At 60.2% G+C, this 19325-nt stretch carries 19 protein-coding genes; 12 read left to right on the top strand and 7 right to left on the bottom strand.

Going from position 1 to position 19325, the window contains the following annotated elements; genetic code table 11:
• Positions 1-56: 56 nt before the first annotated feature.
• From AB0O97_RS09460 to AB0O97_RS09430, 7 genes are all read right to left on the bottom strand, one after another.
• Positions 57-1685: a carbohydrate-binding domain-containing protein gene (locus AB0O97_RS09460; RefSeq protein WP_363881971.1), complete on the bottom strand. Its 1629-nt coding sequence runs from the start codon at positions 1683-1685 to the stop codon at positions 57-59.
• An 11-nt stretch (positions 1686-1696) separates the two neighbouring features.
• A complete protein-coding gene (locus tag AB0O97_RS09455; protein WP_363881969.1) occupies positions 1697-2476 on the bottom strand; it encodes a polyphosphate polymerase domain-containing protein in 780 nt (259 codons plus the stop codon).
• A gap of 5 nt (positions 2477-2481) precedes the next feature.
• On the bottom strand, positions 2482-3123 hold the full coding sequence (locus tag AB0O97_RS09450) for a DUF4956 domain-containing protein (protein ID WP_363881967.1): 642 nt from the start codon (positions 3121-3123) through the stop codon (positions 2482-2484).
• Positions 3124-3160: 37 nt separating this feature from the next.
• Positions 3161-4285 carry a GtrA family protein gene (locus AB0O97_RS09445; RefSeq protein ID WP_363881965.1) on the bottom strand — a complete coding sequence of 375 codons (1125 nt, stop codon included), beginning with the start codon at positions 4283-4285 and terminating at the stop codon, positions 3161-3163.
• Positions 4286-4292: 7 nt separating this feature from the next.
• Positions 4293-5309, bottom strand: a complete 1017-nt coding sequence (locus tag AB0O97_RS09440) for a phosphodiester glycosidase family protein (protein ID WP_363881963.1) — start codon at positions 5307-5309, stop codon at positions 4293-4295.
• A 65-nt stretch (positions 5310-5374) separates the two neighbouring features.
• Positions 5375-6871: a HAMP domain-containing sensor histidine kinase gene (locus AB0O97_RS09435; protein WP_363881961.1), complete on the bottom strand. Its 1497-nt coding sequence runs from the start codon at positions 6869-6871 to the stop codon at positions 5375-5377.
• A complete protein-coding gene (locus AB0O97_RS09430) occupies positions 6868-7614 on the bottom strand; it encodes a response regulator transcription factor (protein WP_363881959.1) in 747 nt (248 codons plus the stop codon). The genes AB0O97_RS09435 and AB0O97_RS09430 overlap by 4 nt, the downstream gene beginning before the upstream one ends.
• A gap of 269 nt (positions 7615-7883) precedes the next feature.
• Here AB0O97_RS09430 and AB0O97_RS09425 point away from each other — a divergent pair, with 269 nt between their 5' ends.
• The 12 genes from AB0O97_RS09425 (at position 7884) to AB0O97_RS09370 (ending at position 19261) form a co-directional block, all read left to right on the top strand.
• Positions 7884-9101: a zinc-dependent metalloprotease gene (locus AB0O97_RS09425; RefSeq protein WP_363881957.1), complete on the top strand. Its 1218-nt coding sequence runs from the start codon at positions 7884-7886 to the stop codon at positions 9099-9101.
• Positions 9101-10168: a tRNA lysidine(34) synthetase TilS gene (gene tilS, locus AB0O97_RS09420; RefSeq protein ID WP_363881955.1), complete on the top strand. Its 1068-nt coding sequence runs from the start codon at positions 9101-9103 to the stop codon at positions 10166-10168. Before AB0O97_RS09425 ends, tilS begins: the two co-directional genes overlap by 1 nt.
• Positions 10169-10246: 78 nt before the next feature.
• Entirely contained in the window at positions 10247-10798 is a 552-nt protein-coding gene (gene hpt / locus AB0O97_RS09415) for a hypoxanthine phosphoribosyltransferase (RefSeq protein WP_363881953.1), read from the top strand.
• Between the two features lie 242 nt (positions 10799-11040).
• The gene (gene ftsH / locus AB0O97_RS09410; protein WP_363842311.1) at positions 11041-13116 is read left to right on the top strand and encodes an ATP-dependent zinc metalloprotease FtsH; all 2076 of its coding nucleotides are present in this window, start codon (positions 11041-11043) and stop codon (positions 13114-13116) included.
• Between the two features lie 19 nt (positions 13117-13135).
• A complete protein-coding gene (gene folE / locus AB0O97_RS09405; protein WP_363842314.1) occupies positions 13136-13723 on the top strand; it encodes a GTP cyclohydrolase I FolE in 588 nt (195 codons plus the stop codon).
• An 11-nt stretch (positions 13724-13734) separates the two neighbouring features.
• Positions 13735-14688 (top strand): dihydropteroate synthase, encoded by a 954-nt coding sequence (gene folP / locus AB0O97_RS09400; RefSeq protein WP_363881951.1) that lies wholly within the window; start codon positions 13735-13737, stop codon positions 14686-14688.
• Entirely contained in the window at positions 14685-15131 is a 447-nt protein-coding gene (gene folB / locus AB0O97_RS09395; RefSeq protein ID WP_363881949.1) for a dihydroneopterin aldolase, read from the top strand. Before folP ends, folB begins: the two co-directional genes overlap by 4 nt.
• Positions 15128-15652: a 2-amino-4-hydroxy-6-hydroxymethyldihydropteridine diphosphokinase gene (gene folK / locus AB0O97_RS09390; RefSeq protein ID WP_363842323.1), complete on the top strand. Its 525-nt coding sequence runs from the start codon at positions 15128-15130 to the stop codon at positions 15650-15652. The genes folB and folK overlap by 4 nt, the downstream gene beginning before the upstream one ends.
• A gap of 113 nt (positions 15653-15765) precedes the next feature.
• Positions 15766-16284: a DUF3180 domain-containing protein gene (locus AB0O97_RS09385; RefSeq protein ID WP_363881947.1), complete on the top strand. Its 519-nt coding sequence runs from the start codon at positions 15766-15768 to the stop codon at positions 16282-16284.
• Between the two features lie 61 nt (positions 16285-16345).
• Positions 16346-16798, top strand: coding sequence for a PH domain-containing protein (locus AB0O97_RS09380; RefSeq protein WP_363842894.1), 453 nt, complete (start codon positions 16346-16348; stop codon positions 16796-16798).
• The gene (locus AB0O97_RS09375; RefSeq protein WP_363881945.1) at positions 16795-18348 is read left to right on the top strand and encodes a PH domain-containing protein; all 1554 of its coding nucleotides are present in this window, start codon (positions 16795-16797) and stop codon (positions 18346-18348) included. The genes AB0O97_RS09380 and AB0O97_RS09375 overlap by 4 nt, the downstream gene beginning before the upstream one ends.
• Entirely contained in the window at positions 18338-19261 is a 924-nt protein-coding gene (locus tag AB0O97_RS09370; protein WP_363881943.1) for a DUF2520 domain-containing protein, read from the top strand. Before AB0O97_RS09375 ends, AB0O97_RS09370 begins: the two co-directional genes overlap by 11 nt.
• The last annotated feature ends 64 nt before the right edge of the window (positions 19262-19325 follow it).

Below are 19325 nucleotides of genomic sequence, written 5' to 3'. Positions count from 1 at the left end.
TGGGTCCTTGCTGCCTTGCGGCGGTTGAAATTCAGGGGCCGGGAGGTGCGCCGAGACTAGCGCCGGCCCGGACCGCCGCCGGAGGTGTATTCCCCGGCAATTGCTGTCATTACTTCCGTGGCTCCTGTGGTGGAGCCGGTACCCAGGCCTGCTTTCACATCGGCAGTGCCGCCGGTCAGGACGGTGTACGTTTCACCAGCTGCCATGGTGGCGCTGGAGAAGACGATCGAGGACACCGTCTTGGTCGTGACGAACGTCGCCACTACGGCACCTGTTGAATTGGCGATGTGGATAATCGTGCCAGCGCTCACAGGAGAGTCAAAGGTGATCTGAACGCCTGATTGGGTTGAGGTCTCGCTAGGTGTGACAGCCATTCCAGAGCTACCAGCCGCTGCAATGGTGCCGCCGGTCACACTCAGATCGCCGTTCACATCGAGGGCGCCGTTACCGTCATTGCTTGGCCCGTTGACAACCACTGTGCCGCCGCTGATCGAGGCGGTGCCATTGGAATCAATGCCATCTCCTTCGGCGTTGATGGTCAGTTCGCCGCCGGTGATGTCCAAGGAGAAATCACCCACCGTATCCATGGCGCCGCCGCCGCCCATGCCGCCCACTGGGGCACCTTGCGGAGCGCCTTGTGCTTCTGCTTCTGCGCCGCCAGCTGCGGTATCAGTGGTGGTGCTGGAGCCGCCAGAGGCATTGAGGCCGTCGTCGTTGGAGGTCACGTTGACTGTGCCGCCGGAGATGGCGATGTGGGCTGCTTCCAGACCCTCCTCAGATTTGGAAACCGTGACGGTTCCAGCGCTTATGGTCAGCGAGGTGGCGGCCTTGACGCCGTCGTCACCAGAAGCCACAGTAAGTTTTCCGCCAGCTACGAGCAGCCAGCCACGATTTGCATCGCTGTCATTGCTGGCCTTGAAGCCATCCCCGCCTGCCGTTACGTCATAGCTGCCGTCGAGCAGAACGGTGTAGTCCTTGCCCATGATGCCGTCGTCGACAGCCTTGACGGTGACATTCCCCGTGGCCAGCACCAGGCCGTCCTTGGTGACAATGCCATCGTTGTAGTTGCCATTGACGCTCAGCGAGCCGCTGCCGGCAATGGTCAGGTCCGCTAATGAGTACACGGCCGCGTTGGCGGCATCCGTTCCGGTATCGGCATAGCTAGAGGCATCGCTGAGCGTGTTGGTGGTGCCATCCTCCAGGAAGAGGAGCACCTCATTGGCGCTTCGAATGTCAACGGCAGATCCGGTTGAACTTGTCATCGTGGCATTGTCTAAAACGATGCGAACCACGTCGTCTCCTGCGGCAACCACTAGTTCACCAGCGCTGAGCTTTCCCGACACTCGGTAGGTGCCGCCGGCGCTGATGGTGATCTTGTTTCCGTCAACAGCAACTGCGGCAGCGTCATTTCCGGCGGCGCTGCTGGCACCATCAGCCATGCTGATGGTGGTTTCTTTTGCCACATCCCAAGAGAGATCGTCTTCGTCGAAGTGGGTGCTCTCGGCGATGCTGCTAGCTAGTTCTGCCGCCGTTCCCGAGGTGGCCACGCTGGGAGCTGACGCCGTGGAGCTGGAGGAAGCATCCGCCGTCGAACTTGTTGATTGGGCTGAACAACCGGCCAGGGCCAAGGCGAGGGCGAGTGCTGCCACAGAGGTGGCGCGGTGTGCTCGGGAGAAGACGTTCATTGCTTGGTTCCTTACGGGTTCGGGGGATGCGGCATGTTGTGCAGCAGTGTGCGGTGCCAGCGGTTGGCGGGCAGTTCCGGCTTGAGGGTTGCCAAGCCGGTGGCGAATTTTGAGATTCGGGAGGGGCGGATGCCGTTCATCCACAGGTATTTGTCGAGCTGTCCAGGGGCGGATCCCGATTTGGTTTCCACCACGAGTTGATCGCGCATGACCAGGGGATTCGCTCCGGGCAGCGACCATGCGACGTCCACATCGATCGTGGCCCGGCTGTTGGAGTCCGGCAGGTACAAGGTGATCCGGCCGTAGACGGTTTCCAGGACCGGGGCCAAGTTTTCCGGTAGTGGCTGGCCGGTGCCGCCCAGGGTTTCGGCGATATACGCGGCGCCCTCATCGGTGATGGTGGAGCGATCCGCGAGGTTGTAGGGGATGCGTTCCTTGACGGTGACGTTGCGCGAACCCTCCGTTTTGACTTCCAGGAAGCTGACGCCGCTGTCCAGATAGCTGCGGGTACGGATCTTGTAGCGCCGCCGTCGGCCGTAGGCGGCCAAGTGGTAGCTCGCAAGGTCAGGGGTGTCGAAGTACACCGAATCGTAGGGGAAGATCTGGCGGCCATTGGCGTCCAGGACCTGCATCTGTGCATCGAACTGCTCGAAAATTTTGGTGAACTTCTCGGTGGGGACCAGGTATTTCCGATCGATGCGTTGTTGCAACGCAGCCTTGAGGTTCAGTTCTTCAAGATCAATGGTGGGCAGCTCTCCTAGCCGGTTACTCAGGGGAGTTTGGTAGCTCACCGTCACTAGGCACCGACCTGGTCAAAACTCCGGCCCTCTGCCGCTGGCAGCTGCTCTTGGAGCGGGCCCCGTGGTGCGGTGGTCAGGGTGTGCAGCTTGCGGGCCGGATCAACTGAGAAGCGCACATCCACCTGGGTTTTGTCGTTGACCAAGTCAAGACACTGGACAATGACGGTGTGCACGGTGCCGCCGAGGACCTCTTCGAGCCTGGCTGTGAGAACATCCGAGTCGCTGATGGCCTGGTCAAGGATCACAGTTTGCTGCCGGTAGCTGGGAAGCACCATGGCGCTGTCACCAATGAACAGAACAAGGAGAATCAGGGCCATCAGGGACAGTGAGATCCATACGGGTTCAACGCCCAGACCGGCAATCAGGCCCAGGGCCAACGCGGAGAAGTAGTAGGCCACCTCGTGCTGTGACAGTTCCGTGGAACGCAGACGGATGATGGACAGAACACCGAACAAGCCAAGGCCCAGGCCGACGCCGGCTCCCGACCCTGAGAGCGCGGTGGCAACTGCCAGCACGCCAACATTGATGGCGAGATAGGAGACCACCAGATCTCTGCGCCGGTGGCGGCGCAGGTACATGCCAAAGGTCATTACCGTAATAGCCACAAGATCGGCTGCTATAAAAATCCAAGCGTTCATGGTTCACTCCATATTCATGTTCAAGGGGTTCTACTCTCTAGATTTCCGCGCTAACCTGTGCTGAATCTGTGCTGGTGGGCAGCTGGGCTTGTGAATGTGAAGATGTTGGCCGATTCAGTTGCGGGCCGGAGGACACGGCGTCACGGGTACGGAACAGAAACCGCTTTTGTATGGCGAAACTCAGGAGGAACAGCACCAGTTCGGTCAGTAGTTTGGCCGGGAAGGTAGCCAAGCCTGCCTCGGTAAAGCTCAACAGAAGTCCATAGCTGGCGCCGAGCAGAAGGACCACCAAGGCAAAGTAACGCCCTGCTGATATGCGCAGCGGGAGGGACCTGCCCTCGGGGAATACCATGCGGCGGTTGACGGAAAAATTGACGCCGGCGCTGATGGTCCGGGCGCCTGCCACAGATATCCACAGGGATCCGGTGGCGGCCATCAGGAGCAGGAACGCTACCGTGTCAACCAGAAATCCCAAGAATGACGAGCCGGAGAACTTCAACAACGGCGCGTAAATACGCAGCGAATCCCGCAGCGGACGAAAATGCGAGGACTCATTTTTATCCAGATAAATGGTGGCGATGGGCACGCTGTCCAGACAGAACCCCAGGGACCGGGCCTCGAGGAGAACATTGAGTTCATATTCGTAGCGGTTCCCTCGGATGGACTGCAGCCAAGGCAGCAATTGTGCAGGGTAGCCGCGCAGCCCGGTCTGGGTGTCCCGCAACCAGGTTCCTGTGGCCAGTGCGAAGAACAGCCGGGTGGCTCTGTTTCCGATGCTGCTGCGCAGGGGCACCTGACCACTAAAGAGCCGTTCGCCCAGAACAATGCTCTCGTGGGCCCGCACCCGCTGCGCCACCTTGAGAATGTCCGCGAGTGAGTGTTGACCGTCCCCGTCGGCGCACACCACATGGTGCCCCGGGTAGTTGGCCATAATGTAGCCGAAGCCGGTCTTGAGGGCTTGGCCCTTGCCATGGTTGTTGGTGTAGCCGATCACGGTGGCGCCTGCCGCCTGAGCCTGGGCAAAGACCGGTTCGAAGGCGGGGCCGCTGCCGTCATTGACAATCAGGATCTTCAACTCTGCCTTGGCCTTGGCCTGTTTCAGGTTCCGGATCAATGAGGGGAGTTGAGCATCGGGCTCAAAGGACGGAATCAAGATGATCATGGTGCACCTACCTAGCCACATAGAGAATGTCGGAGGTTCCGCGTTCCTGGTTTTTGCCCAGTGGGTTGTTCACGAGCGAGCCGTTGAAATACATGGTTGAGGAGCCGCCACCGTCAAGGTTGTAGGCAGTAACGGCGCCCAAATCGAGCATGATCTGGGCCAGCTCCGTCATGGTGACGCCTGTGCTGTAGCCGGCGGATCGACCGTCCACCACCACAAAAACCAGGTGATTGGGGGCAATGACGCCAATGGCTGTCCGTGGCTGCAACCCCTGAATGGAGTGGTTGCCGAAGTTGGTGTCAACCTCTATGGCGTCAATGCCTGCCTTGACGCCGCCGTTTTCAAGCAGGGAGGGGCCAAAGGAGAGCGTGTTCCAGACGCCGGCGGCAAGGAGTGTGGCGACGTCCGTAGCAGTTTCGTCGTAAACCTCAACGGTGCCATCACGGTAAAAGGCGAGTCCTTCGCGGGCGCCTTTGTCACGGAAACTGACGCCGTTGCGAATCACGATTCCGGTGTCGCGGAAGCCGTAGTAGTCACCGTTCACGGCGAAAATCGCATCCTTGCCCGCGGCAATGACTGATGGTTTTTCAACGATGTTCTCGCCAAATTTGTTGTCCGCGAAGGCCGATTTCAATGCTGTGGCGTCCGTCAACTTCAGCGTGGCCGTGAAATAGCTCAGTGTTGACTCACCAGTGCCGTCGGTGACCTTCTCAATGGTCATTGCGGCGTTGTTGGAGGTAAATCCGTTGTTGGTGACCACAGCCGCTGTGCCTGCGGAACTGCTGCTGGCGCTCGCAGTGCTGCCGGTCTGGGACGCGGCGGCGCTGGCCTCATACGCGTCGACGTCGTTGATTTCGGTATGTTCCACCACGAACCGGTCCAGGGCCCAGGCCGTGGCCCCGCCGGCGGATACCAGCAGGCCCAGAGCGCCGCCAAGCACCGCGCGTCGAGTGGGGGTTTTCTTGGCGTCGCTACCGGCCGACGCGGCCAAGGGGTGGTCCGTTGAGGGAGGAGAAGTAGTCATACTACTTTTTTAGTGGGCTACTCTGTGCCCCCAACATGGTCTTTCTTGTGCCGCAGCTGTGAGCCTTAGTCGGTGGGCATGTGGAGAGGCAAGGTGATGGTGAAGCGAGTTGCCCCTGCCGTGCTTTCCGCCGTGATAGTTCCCTGGTTTGCGTGTGTCAGGGCTTCAACGATGGCTAGACCCAACCCGGAGCTGTTGTCGCCGTTGCCGCTGGTACGCGCCGGATCTGCCCGGCTAAAGCGCGTAAAGAGATTCTCGAGGAACTCTTCCGGGATGCCTTGGCCATTGTCTGCAATGGCCAGCTTGGCCACGCCAGCATGGGCGGCGAGACTGACACTGACGTGCGTGCCGGCTGCGGTGTGCTTGGCCGCGTTGGAGAGCACATTGATCAATATCTGCCGCACTTCAGATTCCACGGCGAAGACCAGCACGGGTTCCTCGGGGAGTTGCAGCGAGAACGAATGATCAGGAGCGGCAACTTTACTATCTTGCGTGGTCTCCATGAGCAGATCCGTTAGATCCACCGAGGCGGGGTCTTCGCGCTGGCCTTCATCGAGCCGGGCCAGCAGGAGCAGATCCTCTACGAGAGCTGACATGCGCCGGGATTCGCTATCAACCCGGCGCAACGCCGATGTCCCTGAAGGGGTCAACTTTTCACTCAGGAGCACAAGCTCGGTGTATCCGCGAATAGATGTCAGCGGTGTGCGGAGTTCGTGGCTGGCGTCGGCCACAAATTGGCGCACCTTGACCTCGGCCGCGTGACGGGCGGCAAACGATCGGGTCAGGTGGTCCAGCATGTTGTTGAAGGCCACCCCCACGTCCCCAATCTCGGTGCCCGGCGCGGAGGCCATGGCTGGGATGCGTACCTTGATGGCTGCTTCGCCAGAGTCCAGCGGAAGCGTGGCCACCGTGGTGGCCACGGAGGAAAGCTCATCGAGCGGGCGCAGCGACCTTCTCACAATGATGGTGCCGACGAACCCGATCAAGAGCAATCCTGCCAGCGAAACGCTGACAGTGGTCCACGCCAGCGAATTCAGAATTGAGTCCCGCTCTGAGGTGGGGAACCCCGTCACGAGCTCACCCCCGGCAGAGCTGGAAGCCGGCGTTGACAAGAGCCGGTACGTTCCTGTGGAAAGGGTCATTTCCGCGGTCTGCCCCGAGGGAACTGTGCCATGTAACTTTTGCAGATCGGAGGCAGTCAAGGCCACGGTGGAACCATCCTCTTGAACTACTGACGACGAGCTCAAAGAACCTGGAATCAAGAGTGCCCGCAACGTTCCTGGCCGTTGCCCCCGGGTATCCAGCGGGTTGGGCTCGGTGAAGGAAAGTGGGGGAACATCATTGGACCCGGGAGATAGTTTGGGTGGTGGCCCATTGGGACCGAAGGCGCGCGAGGCAACCTCCTGGAGGTTGCGATCCAACGCGGCGGTTAGATAGTTATTCATGGCCAGATGGCTGACGATCCCCACCGTGGCGCAAATGGTAGCCAACAGCACCAGCACGGCAACCACCAACTTGGTACGTAAGCGGTGACTCTTACGTTGCCGCCCGGGTGTCGTCACGAGGCGGCCGGCTTCAGGACGTAGCCCACGCCACGGACCGTGTGAATCATGGGTGAGCGGCCGGCGTCGATCTTCTTGCGCAAATAGGAAATATAGAGTTCAACGATGTTGGCTTGACCGCCAAAATCGTAATGCCACACTTGATCGAGGATTTGCGGCTTGCTCACCACGCGCCGAGCGTTTTCCATCAGATACCGCAACAGCTCCCACTGTGTGGCGGTCAGATCGATGTCGATCCCACCGCGCGTCACCTCCCGAGTATCAAAGTTCAGGACCAGATCACCCACCACAATCTCGGCATTGTCAGAGGAAGCGATGCCGGAACGTTGCACCAGCCGGTGTAGGCGCAGCATGAGCTCCTCCATACTGAAAGGTTTGGTGACGTAATCGTCGCCACCGGCGGCAAGCCCGGCAATCCGGTCGTGGACGCCATCACGGGCAGTGAGGAAAAGGGCCGGGATCTTAGGTGCAAATTCCCTGATCTTCCCCAGTAATTCAATCCCGTCCATGCCGGGCATCATGACATCGAGCACCACTACGTCAGGGCGGAAGGTGCGTGCCGTACGCAGCGCATCTGCTCCATTGCTCGCCGTGGCAACATCCCAGCTGGACATACGCAGACCCATGCTAATCAGTTCCGTCAAACTAGCCTCGTCATCCACCACGAGTGCGCGGATGGGGCTGCCGTCAGGATGGGATAACTGCGGAAGGTCTATGAAGGAATTCCGCGGGGTGTCGGTCATGAACTCGGCTTTCTTGTCATTTTTTGTTTCAAGTTTCTCATCAAGAAGGTATGTAGTGGCGTGCTGTGATTGGCTTCCCCCCCCTAGTTCTGCGTGAGCGCAACGAGGCCCACAATGAACTCACTATGACTTAGTCTGGCCGAGGTTTCCATGCGCCATCCAACTCATTCCTGTGCCGGAGCTGTGAATCCGGGCAAACTCTTGACGGCGGCACGTGAGCTGCGCGTCAATGCCTTCCGGCCAGCAGAAGTACAGGCACATGTGATCTGATGGTAAACATGAGCCAGAACAGCAGCGCCGCATCCGGAACGCCGTCAGCCCCCGCCATGGTCAATTGGGAACTAGCCGCAAAAACGGCAGCCAATTTAGCCCCTGCCGGGCCGGATTTGAGCGGCTCGGAAATCTCCGCTGCAGTGGAAAACCTGCGCCTCATGGCCGAAAAATCGGTGCCACACGTGCATGAGATCAGCCGTCTTGAGGCAGCGAAAGACCTCCACGACTCCGAGGTTCTGATTGTGGACAGGGCATCCTGGGCCAAAGCCAACACGCAGAGCTTTGCCGTCATGATGGATCCCGTACTGCGGGCGCTCGCAGCCAAACAGGCCGATTCTGCCAAGGGGTCCGGGCCAACGCCGGGCAGCCCGGGTGCCGCTTTCAGCGCCACTGTGACGGGGGCTCAATTAGGAGGCGCCTTGGCGTTTCTTTCCAGCAAGGTTTTGGGCCAGTACGATCCCTTCTCCGCACTCGGGCAGAGCGACCCCAACGCTGCCCGCCCCAACTCCGCCCACTCCAACGCTGCCCACTCCAACGCGGCGAAGTCCGGCGGCCGGCTGCTGCTCGTGGCGCCGAACATCATCACCGTAGAACGCGATCTGAAGGTGGATCCGGCCGATTTCCGGCTTTGGGTATGCCTGCATGAACAAACTCACCGGGTGCAATTTGCGGCGGCGCCTTGGCTGCGTCACCACATGATTGGTGAAATTGAGAAGCTCGGCACCTTGCTGGTGGGCGACTCCGAGAAATTCGGCGAACGTCTTCTCGAATCCGCCAAATCGCTGGGCCGCAAGCACGATTCCACAGCCGATTCCACCCCGGAATCCTCCCGTGGCAGTGTTTTGGACCTCCTCCAGGATCCCGCGCAAAAAGCGGCGTTGTCGCACTTGACGGCCGTCATGAGCCTCTTGGAGGGACACGCCAACGTGGTCATGGACGGCGTGGATAAGAGCATCGTCCCCACTGTGCGCACCATCCGCCAACGCTTCAATAGCAGGGGCAAGGACCGCGGTGTGATTGAAAAGTTCATCCGGAACCTGATGGGGCTGGACGCCAAAATGCGCCAGTACAGTGACGGAGCCAAATTTGTCCGCGACACCGTGGCCGTGGTCGGCATGGACGGCTTCAACCAGGTCTGGAACCAGGTAGAGAACCTGCCCACCGAAGCAGAAATTCACAACGCCCGCCTCTGGGTTGACCGGATGGGCCTGTAATGAGCCCCCGCGGCCGGCTCGATCCCACCGTGGGCAAGGCCCGGGCCATGGTCGGCGCCCTGCTCGGGATAAAAACCACGGGCAAGAACTTAGCCGTTGAGAACCCGCCGCTGATCCTGGTGGGCTGTAGCGGCGGTCCTGATTCCCTCGCCTTGGCGGCCGTCTGCGCGTTCTTTGCCACACGAGGGGAAGTACGGGTGGGTGCCGTGGTGGTTGACCACCAGATGCAAGCGGGCAGTGCCGAGGTCGCTCAAGCCACCGCCCATCAGTTGCAGGAGCTGGGCTTGGACCCCGTGGTGGTCCGGACCGTGGATCTGAAGCACGACGGCGGTGGACCGGAAGCCGCAGCCCGTGCAGCCCGCTTTGACGCACTCGAGGCGACGGCCCACGAATTGGGCGCCTCACACGTCCTCTTGGGCCACACCCTCGACGACCAAGCAGAATCAGTCCTCTTGGGCCTCGCCCGAGGCTCGGGAACTCGTTCCCTCGCTGGCATGCGCGAACGCCGCGGCATATACCTGCGCCCCTTTTTGGGGCTGCGCAGGGATGAGACATTGGCCATATGCGAGGCCTTGGCTCTGACGCCGTGGCATGATCCCGCCAACCAAGACCGAGCCTATTTACGGGTTCGGGTGCGCAATGCGGTGATCCCCTTCCTCCACGAGGAACTTGGCCCCGGAGTGGCAGAGTCCCTGGCCCGCTCCGCCACCATTTTGGGTTATGACGCCGACTTCCTGGATCAACTGGCCGAGGCAGAGTTTGCCAAACTGGCCGAACGTAGCGCGGAAAAAGGCCCAGATGCGCACATCGCCCTGCCAGAAGACGAGCTGAGGGTATTGGCTCCGGCCCTGAGGACGAGAGTGTTGGCGCTGGCCGTCGTCGAACTTGGGGGAGTGCAGCCGAGCCTTGAACGGCTCGGCGCGGCAGAAAATTTGCTGGCCCGGAAAGGGTCGGCGGGGCCGGTGCAATTGGCCGGAAAAGTCAGTGCTTGGCGGATTTCCCGGAATCAAAGTGTTCCCCACGAAGGCCGCAGCTATGGGAAGCTAGTTCTTAGGCGCAGCACCTAGGCGCACACAGCAGCAACAAAAGCAGCAACAAAAATGCACTAAAAACCAGTACCGATCCTTCACAAACAGGAGTCATGGGTGGATTCACAAGACGTCCAAGCCGATCTTAAGCATGTTCTTTACACCAAGGAACAAATCCAAACACGCGTAGCCGAACTGGCCGCGCAGATTGATGCGGACTACGAGGGCCGCGACGTCCTTCTGGTGGGTGTTCTCAAGGGCGCCGTCATGATCATGGCGGATCTGTCCCGTGCCCTGCACAGCCACGTCACCATGGACTGGATGGCAGTGTCCTCCTACGGTTCCGGCACCCAGTCTTCGGGAGTTGTCCGGATCCTGAAGGACCTCGAAACCGACCTCATGGGCAAGCACGTCCTCATTGTTGAAGACATCATCGACTCGGGCCTGACCCTGTCATGGCTGCGCGCGAACCTCATGTCCCGTGGCCCGGCCACCGTGGAAATTTGCACGCTGCTGCGCAAACCAGCTGCCGCCAAGGTGGAAATCGACGTCAAGTACGTTGGTTACGAGATCCCGAACGAATTTGTTGTTGGCTACGGCCTGGACTTCGCCGAGAAGTACCGCAACCTGGACTTCATCGGCACGCTCGCACCGCACATTTACGAGTAAGAGAAGCGTTCCAACGCTAGAAATGCCGCCGCTGCTTACTTTCTGCCAGGGTTTAAACCACGGCAGAAAGTAAGCGCGGCGGCATTTGTTGCAAATAACGTTATGCCCTCAGGGAACTAAAGGGCATTCCCGTGCGTGTAGCAAGGCGAACGGTGTAAAGCTATAACTTGGGAACGTGTCGGAAGCGTCCTGTACGAGTATGAATTGGTTGAGCGGGAGGGACGAGGCCTAGCCTCGAACACATGAAAGTCAAAAAACTCTTCAAGGGTCCATTTATCTGGATCATTGTGGTTGTGGTGCTCATTAGCGCCGGTCTGTTTACCCTGACCGGTACCAATCAGAGCCGCATTGGAACCTCTGACGGCCTAGAGCTGCTCACGAGCGACAAGGTGGCCTCCGCCAAGATCTTCGGTTCCGAAGGTCGGGTGGACATGATCCTCAAGGACAACTTTGTCAATGCCGACGGCAAGGACCAGGGCAAAAACGTCCAGTTCTTCTACGGCAACTACCGGGCCACCACGATGCCTGAGCTTATTGACAACGCCAAAATGACGAAGTTCGACGACCAACCGGCGTCCAACAACTTCTGGTCCAGCATCTTCTCCCTTCTGATCCCGTTCGTACTGATCGGTCTGATCTTCTGGTTCCTGTTCTCCCGCATGCAAGGCGGCGGCTCCAAGGTCATGCAGTTCGGCAAGTCCAAGGCCAAGCTGCTCACCAAGGACCACCCGCAAGTCACCTTCAATGACGTTGCCGGCGCGGATGAAGCCGTCGAAGAACTGCACGAAATCAAGGATTTCCTGCAGAACCCCGACAAGTTCACCGCGGTGGGTGCCAAGATCCCCAAGGGCGTGCTGCTGTACGGCCCTCCCGGTACCGGTAAGACTCTGCTGGCCCGTGCCGTGGCTGGCGAGGCTGGCGTGCCGTTCTACTCAATTTCCGGTTCTGACTTTGTGGAGATGTTCGTCGGCGTGGGTGCTTCCCGTGTCCGCGACCTCTTCGAGCAGGCCAAGGCCAACTCCCCAGCCATCATCTTTGTTGACGAGATCGACGCCGTTGGCCGTCATCGTGGCGCCGGCATTGGCGGCGGCAACGATGAGCGCGAGCAGACCCTCAACCAGTTGCTCGTTGAAATGGACGGCTTTGACGTCAAAACCAACGTCATCTTGATTGCTGCGACCAACCGACCCGACGTTCTTGACCCGGCTCTGCTGCGTCCGGGCCGCTTTGACCGCCAGATCCCTGTGGAAGCTCCCGACCGTTTGGGCCGCGAACAGATCCTGCGGGTTCACTCCAAGGGCAAGCCCATGGCTCCCGGCGTTGACTTGAACGCTGTTGCTAAGAAGACGCCAGGTTACACCGGTGCTGACTTGGCCAACGTGCTCAATGAAGCAGCCCTGCTGACCGCCCGTTCCAATGCCCAACTCATTGATGACCGGGCACTGGATGAGTCCATTGACCGCGTCATGGCCGGACCGCAGAAGCGCACCCGGGTCATGAAGGAACTGGAACGCAAGATCACCGCGTACCACGAAGGTGGACACGCGCTGGTTGCCGCAGCCATGCACAACACCGCACCGGTCACCAAGATCACCATCTTGCCCCGAGGCCGCGCCCTGGGTTACACCATGGTGGTTCCTGAGGATGACAAGTACTCGATCACCCGCAACGAATTGCTGGACCAGATGGCCTACGCCATGGGTGGCCGTGTTGCCGAAGAAATCGTGTTCCACGATCCCTCAACTGGTGCCTCGAATGACATTGAGAAGGCCACCGGAACGGCCCGCGCCATGGTGACCCAGTACGGCATGAGTGAGCGCATTGGCGCCGTGAAACTGGGTTCTGGCAACAGTGAGCCGTTCCTCGGTGGCGGCGGTGGGCAAGGTAAGGATTACTCCGAAGCCGTTGCCTCCATGATTGATGAAGAAGTCCGCAAACTCATCGATCAGGCTCATGATGACGCTTACGAAGCGTTGATCGCCAACCGCGACATCCTGGACCGTTTGGCCCTGGAACTGCTGGAACGCGAGACCCTGAACCAGGCCGAGATTGCAGAGATCTTCATCGGTCTGCGCAAGCCTGCCCCGCGCAAGGTGTGGCTGTCCAAGGACTCCCGCCCCGTCTCAGCGCTGCCCCCTGTCATCACCGACAAGGAGCGCCGCGAAGCCCTTGAATCCGGAGCTCCGAAGCCTGAGTCCGTCAGTCCCGAGGATCAGATTGCCAACGCGCACCTGAGTGGTGAACTCGATGCTCCCGGTAACCAGCCGGGTATCGAATTGGGCAAGGGCGATGCCCCGCAACTGCCCGGCCAGCCGTAACACCGGTAGGATCACATCCGTGACTGAATACGACGATGAACAAAAGGTGGACCTACCGCGCATTGAAGCGGCGGTCCGGGAAATTCTCCTCGCCATTGGTGAGGATCCGAATCGCAGCGGACTGCTGGACACACCCAAACGTGTGGCCAAGGCATACGGTGAAGTGTTCGCCGGCCTGCACCAGGACCCTGCGGATGTTTTAGGCACCACCTTTGACATTGCCCACGAAGAGATGGTGCTGGTCAAGGACATTCCGTTCTACTCGACCTGCGAACACCACCTGGTGCCCTTCCACGGCAGCGCCCACGTAGGTTACATCCCGTCGTCGGACGGGCGGGTGACGGGGCTGAGCAAGCTGGCGCGCCTGGTGGATATTTTCGCCAAGCGGCCGCAGGTGCAAGAGCGCCTCACCACCCAGATCGCTGATGCTTTGATTGAACATCTCAAACCTCGCGGCGCCATCGTCGTGGTGGAATGCGAACACATGTGCATGTCCATGCGTGGCGTGCGTAAACCAGGGGCCAAGACAGTCACCAGCGCTGTCCGCGGTCTGCTTCACGAGCCTGCAACCCGGGCTGAAGCCATGAGCCTGATTCTCGGAAGGTAACTGTAAACACCATGGATTCCCTCGCTGCTGCGCCCGGAACGGGCCCTGCCACCTCACCCTTGCCCGTTCTGCGGGCCCGCAAGTCGGTGGCTACCTTTGCCGCACTCCCCAAAGACCGCACCGTGGTCATGGGGATCTTGAACTGCACCCCGGACTCCTTCAGTGACGGCGGCGAGTACGACTCCACGGAAACGGCTATTGCCCACGGTCTGCGCATGTTCTACGGCGGCGCTGACATCATCGACGTCGGCGGCGAGTCCACCCGCCCGGGTGCTGCTTATGTTGACGAAGCCGAAGAGCAGGCCCGCATCCTGCCCGTTATTTCCACGCTGGCCAAGGCCGGCGCACTGGTCAGTGTTGATACCCGGCATGCCTCCACCGCCGCCTTGGCGCTGGACGCCGGTGCCGGGCTGATCAACGATGTTTCCGGTGCCAATGTGCACCCGGACATGATCGCTTTGATCGCCGAACGCCAGGCTCCGTACGTACTCATGCACAGCCGTGGTGACTCACGTTCCATGGATTCACTGACCGAATACACGGACGTCGTTGACGAGGTTGTTGCCGAACTCGCTGAGGTTCGCGAGAAGTTCTACGCCGCAGGAGTCAGAGAAGAGAACCTGATCCTGGATCCGGGCATTGGCTTCTCCAAGAATGCTGACCAGAACTGGGAACTGCTGGCCAACCTGGACCAGGTGGCAGCCATGGGCAACAAGATTCTTGTTGGCACCTCCCGCAAGCGTTTCCTCGGCTCACTGTTGACCAGCGCTGGAAAAGCTGCCGCCCCGAAGGAGCGCGACGACGCTACTTCGGCCACCACGGCCATCGCCGCTGCTCAGGGTATTTGGGGTGTTCGCGTGCACGACGTCGATGCCAGCCTTGACGCTGCCAAGGTCGCCGCACGCTTGGTGCAGGGTAAGAAGAACCGCGAAGCGCGTCTATCCGCGCGCCAGGCCGCCCAGTGACACAGCTGGATACCATCCGCCTAACCCGCGTTACAGCCATCGGCTACCACGGTGTTTTTGAGCATGAGAAGCGCGACGGGCAACCTTTCATTACCGACGCCGTGCTGCACTTGGACATAGGTGCAGCCGCCGCAACGGATGACTTGTCCAAGACAGCAGACTACGGGGCGGTGGCCGAAACCATCGTCGCCATGGTGACCGGGCCAGCTTTTGACTTGATTGAAACACTCAGCGTCCGTATGGCCGAGAGAATTCTGGAAGATTTTCCTGTCGTTCAAGCCGTCGAAGTGACCATCCATAAGCCGAAGGCACCCATTCAGGTCCCCTTTGGCGATGTCAGCATCACGGTCTTGAGGACTCGTGAAGCTGCTGGCACCTCTGTATCGGGATCAGCCGTATCCGGTGCAGCCGTGTCTGGCACCGTGGTTTCGGGCTTGCCATGACTGCTCCCCGTGCGCTGACCCGGGCTATTCTGGCCCTCGGCAGCAATCTGGGTGAGCGTGAAGGCACGCTTTTGGGCGCCGTCGCTGATCTTGTGGATCGTCCGGAAGTACGCCTGCAAAATGTTTCCCCTGTCGTGTCCACGAAACCAGTGGGCGGCCCCGCCGGGCAGCCCGATTTCCTGAACATGGTCATTGCCGTGGACACCACCTTGTCTCCGCTGGACTTGTTGGCTCATTGCCAAGCTGTGGAGTTGGCTTACCACCGGACGCGTGAGGTGCGTTGGGGTGCCCGTACTCTCGACGTTGACATCATCGTTTACGGCGACGTACACAGCGATGATCCGGTGTTGACGCTGCCGCATCCGCGTGCCGCCGAACGAGCGTTTGTGGTGTATCCCTGGTCATTGATGGAAGCTAACGCCACCTTGGACGGGGTGCCGGTGGCACAGCTGGCAGCTGCCGCCGCAGATATGTCCGGTATTTCCCATGTGCCGGACGTACCTCCCACTGTTGTGACCTAGCAGACCCTGCGGGAAGCCCTCAGGCGCGGGAGAATCACTGAGCCTAAAGTCCAAACGGCGAAAAAACCAGTACGGTTAAATGAGCAGTCCCCAAGTGAAGCGATGAGGCAACAATGAGAAGCACAATGCGGACCATCAGGCCCGCGTGGTTGGCAGCCGTTGGTATTGTGCTGGCGGCCATTGGATGGGTGGCCACTTTGCTGACCTCCCGAGCCAGTTTGGCCCTGCCGGTGCTGCCACTAAGTTCCTTGATCACGATGGCTTTGATAGCTGTGGTGTGTCTGGTGTTGGGCCTGCGGGTGCGTCGCTGGCGCGACGGTAAACGGGAAAAGGCTCTTGATCCGCTGCTAGCCGCCCGAACAGTAATTTTGGCGCAGGCCTGCGCTTATGCCGGAGCCGTACTGTTCGGATGGCATGCCGGAATCCTCATCAACCAGATTCCCACCGTGGCCATGCGCAGCGATCTGGCCATCATTTGGGTCATGGTGGCGCATCTGGCTGGCGGACTGGTCATGGTGGCTGTTGGTGTCATGGTCGAACGATTCTGCAAGGTACCACCGGAAGACAGTGATCCCGGTACGTCCAGTACCCGGCCCAAGCGTGAAGGACATGGGGAGGAAGAATTTGCCTAAGCAACATAGCAGCGCCATTGATCCTGACGGAATAGTTTTCTTACCCGTCTCCGAAAAGCTCATGACGGCCCGCTTTATCTCTGCCGGAATTGGTGCCCTCATTTTCTTGATCATCACCGCGGTGCCGTTGGTTCTGCATCTCACGGGTGTCTGGGCGGGCTATCCGGCATGGTTGGCGTGGGCCGCCCCCGCCGTGGTGGTGGTGATCGCCGTATGGGAAATGATTTTGATTCCCCGCCAGGTGCGAGCCATTGGCTACGCGGAACGTGACGAAGACTTGTTGATCCGCGGCGGTATCCTGTTCCACCGGGTCATGGTGGTTCCATACGGCCGCATGCAATATGTGGATGTGACCATGGGGCCGCTGGAGCGGATGCTGGGACTGAGTACCATCCATCTGCACACCGCATCCCCGGGAACCAATGCGTTGCTCAATGGCCTCCCCGCCGCGGAGGCCGGCCGGTTGCGTGAACAACTCACCGCCCGTGGTGAGGCAAAATTGGCCGGCTTGTGAGCGAGCAACTGCCTGAGAACTCCGGCGTACCCGGCGTACCTGACGCACCCGTCAGCTCCGGAGTGCCCGAAGCGCCCGCTGCGCCAGAAGGGTTCACCACCGACAGCGCCGATACCTGGCACCGTGTGCACCCCGTGTCGCCCCTGGTCCGTGGGTGGATCGCTGTGGCAGCCGTCATCTTCATTTTTGGCCGAAACTCCCTCGACTCGCTCTTTTCTGGCGGCTGGGAGAGCGGTGGATCCGTGACCGGCGGAACACCCGTGGTGGTCATCCTCATCGTGGTAGGCGCCGCCGTGATCATTTTCGGTGCGGCATTTTTTCTGTCGTGGCGGTTTACGCGGTACCAGGTCACCGATGAAAACGTGCATATCAACTCCGGCATTATTTTCCGCCAACAGCGCCGCGCGCGCATTGACCGGGTGCAGGCCATTGACGTGATCCAGCCGCTCTTGGCGCGCGCATTCGGCCTAGCCGAGCTGAAGTTTGACGTGGCCGACGGCGGAAAGTCAGCTATCAAGTTGTCCTTCCTCAAGCTTGCGGAAGCCAAGCGGCTGCGCGCGGCAATTCTGGCCCGTGCCGCTGGCGTGGCGTTGGATCCGGATCAGCCCATGAACATCCAAGAGGCCCCGGAAACGCAGGTGCTGGCGTTGGCTCCGCGGAGAATCATTGGCGCCGCATTTTTCTCCACCACCACCGTGTGGGCCGTGATTTTCATTGTGGCGGCCGTTGTGGCTGTGGTGTGGACTGGGGAATTTGCCATTTTTCTCGGTATTTTTCCGCTGTTCATCGGTATCTTTGCTTCTTACTGGAAGACGATTACGAACGATCTAAATTTCCGTGTCGCCACATCGCCCGACGGCGTTCGGCTGCACTATGGGCTGTTGGAAACACGCTCCCAGACCATTCCGCCGGGTCGCGTCCAAGCCGTGAGTATTTCGCAGGGACCTGTGTGGCGCCCCTTTGGCTGGTACAGGGTTCAAGTCAACGTGGCTGGTTATGGTGATGACACCTCCGGCAGTTCCCGCAGTGTGATTCTTCCCGTCGGCACGGAGTCTGAAGTCATGGCTGTTTTGGGCCTGGTATTTCCGGACCCCGGGGTGGAACGGCCCTTTGAGGTTTTTGCAGCCGGCCTGCACGGGGCGGGTGCCGATGAAGGATTTGTGCACTCGCCGCGGGCAGCACGCTGGGTTGACCCCATCTCCTGGCGCCAAAATGCCTTCCGGGCAACGGCAACAGCGTTGCTGTGCCGCCGCGGCCGGTTCTTCCGCAGCTTGCAGGTGGTGCCGCACGAGCGCACCCAGTCGTTGGGATTGCGTCAAGGGCCGCTCATGTCCAGTCTGGGTCTGGTCAGCTTTGAATTGCATTCAACGGTGGGACCGATCCGCCCGCGCGTGCATCATCTTTCAACGGCCAACGGGCTCGCACTCTTCGATGAGCAATCAGCCCGCGCCGCAACGGCCCGTCGCATTCAACGCAGCGAAAAGTGGCTCGAAGTAAGACCGTCACTCCTCAATAAAGAAGAAGAAAAGGAACAATACCTTGCCGATTAAGCCGGGCCGCCTTGGCATTGGAATCATTGGAGCTGGCAAGGTGGGTGCCGTTCTGGGAGCTGCGCTGCGGGGTGCCGGGCACGCCGTCGTCGGTGTTTCCGCGGTGTCCGAAGCATCCTTGGAACGGGCAGAACTGTTGCTGCCCGGCGTTCCAGTCCTTGCGGTGGAAGACATTGTGGAGCGCTCGGAACTTGTCCTGTTAGCTGTTCCCGATGACGCCCTGGCCGATCTTGTGACTGGCCTCGCCGCCACGGGTGCGTGGCAAGCCGGGCAGCTGGTGGCGCACACCTCGGGGCGTTTCGGCACGGGAGTACTGGCTCCGGTCAAGGCCGCCGGTGGCATTGTGTTAGCTCTGCATCCGGCCATGACGTTCACCGGCATGAGTCTGGACCTGGCCCGCCTCTCCGACTGCTGTTTTGGTGTTACCGCTGATCCGGCAATGCTACCCATCGCCCAAGCCCTCGTGGTTGAAATGGGTGCCGAACCGGTAGTTATTGCTGAGGCTGATAGGGTTCTCTACCACGCGTCACTAGCGCATTCGGCGAATCACATGGTCACGCTCGTGGCCCAGGCGGCACAGATTTTGGCGGACATTGGCGTGGAATCGACCAGCCAGGTGTTGGGTCCGCTGTTGCGTGCCGCCTTGGAGAATGCGCTGACATCGGGGGAGTCTGCCCTGACCGGTCCGGTGGCGCGCGGCGATGCTGGCACCGTGAGAGCCCATGCCGCTGCCCTGCGCGAGTACACACTAGACACCTCATCCTCGGACGTGCTGGACGCTTATCTAGCCATGTCCGCTAGCACAGCAGCACGGGCGGCTAAGCGGCGGATGCTTTCCGCGGAAGCGTATCTTGGTATCCAAGCGGCTTTGCGAAACGACGACGAACCCGGCTCGGTCGATCCGGTCACGTAGACGCGCGCATCGCGCAGAGCACCTTCCGAGCAGCATAAAATTTTGGCAATGAACTGGCATTGAC

Source organism: Specibacter sp. NPDC078692, from assembly GCF_040686835.1.
GTDB lineage: Bacteria > Actinomycetota > Actinomycetes > Actinomycetales > Micrococcaceae > Specibacter.
The sequence above is the reverse complement of the archived record's forward strand: the minus strand, read 5'-3'. Positions and strand labels throughout refer to the sequence as shown.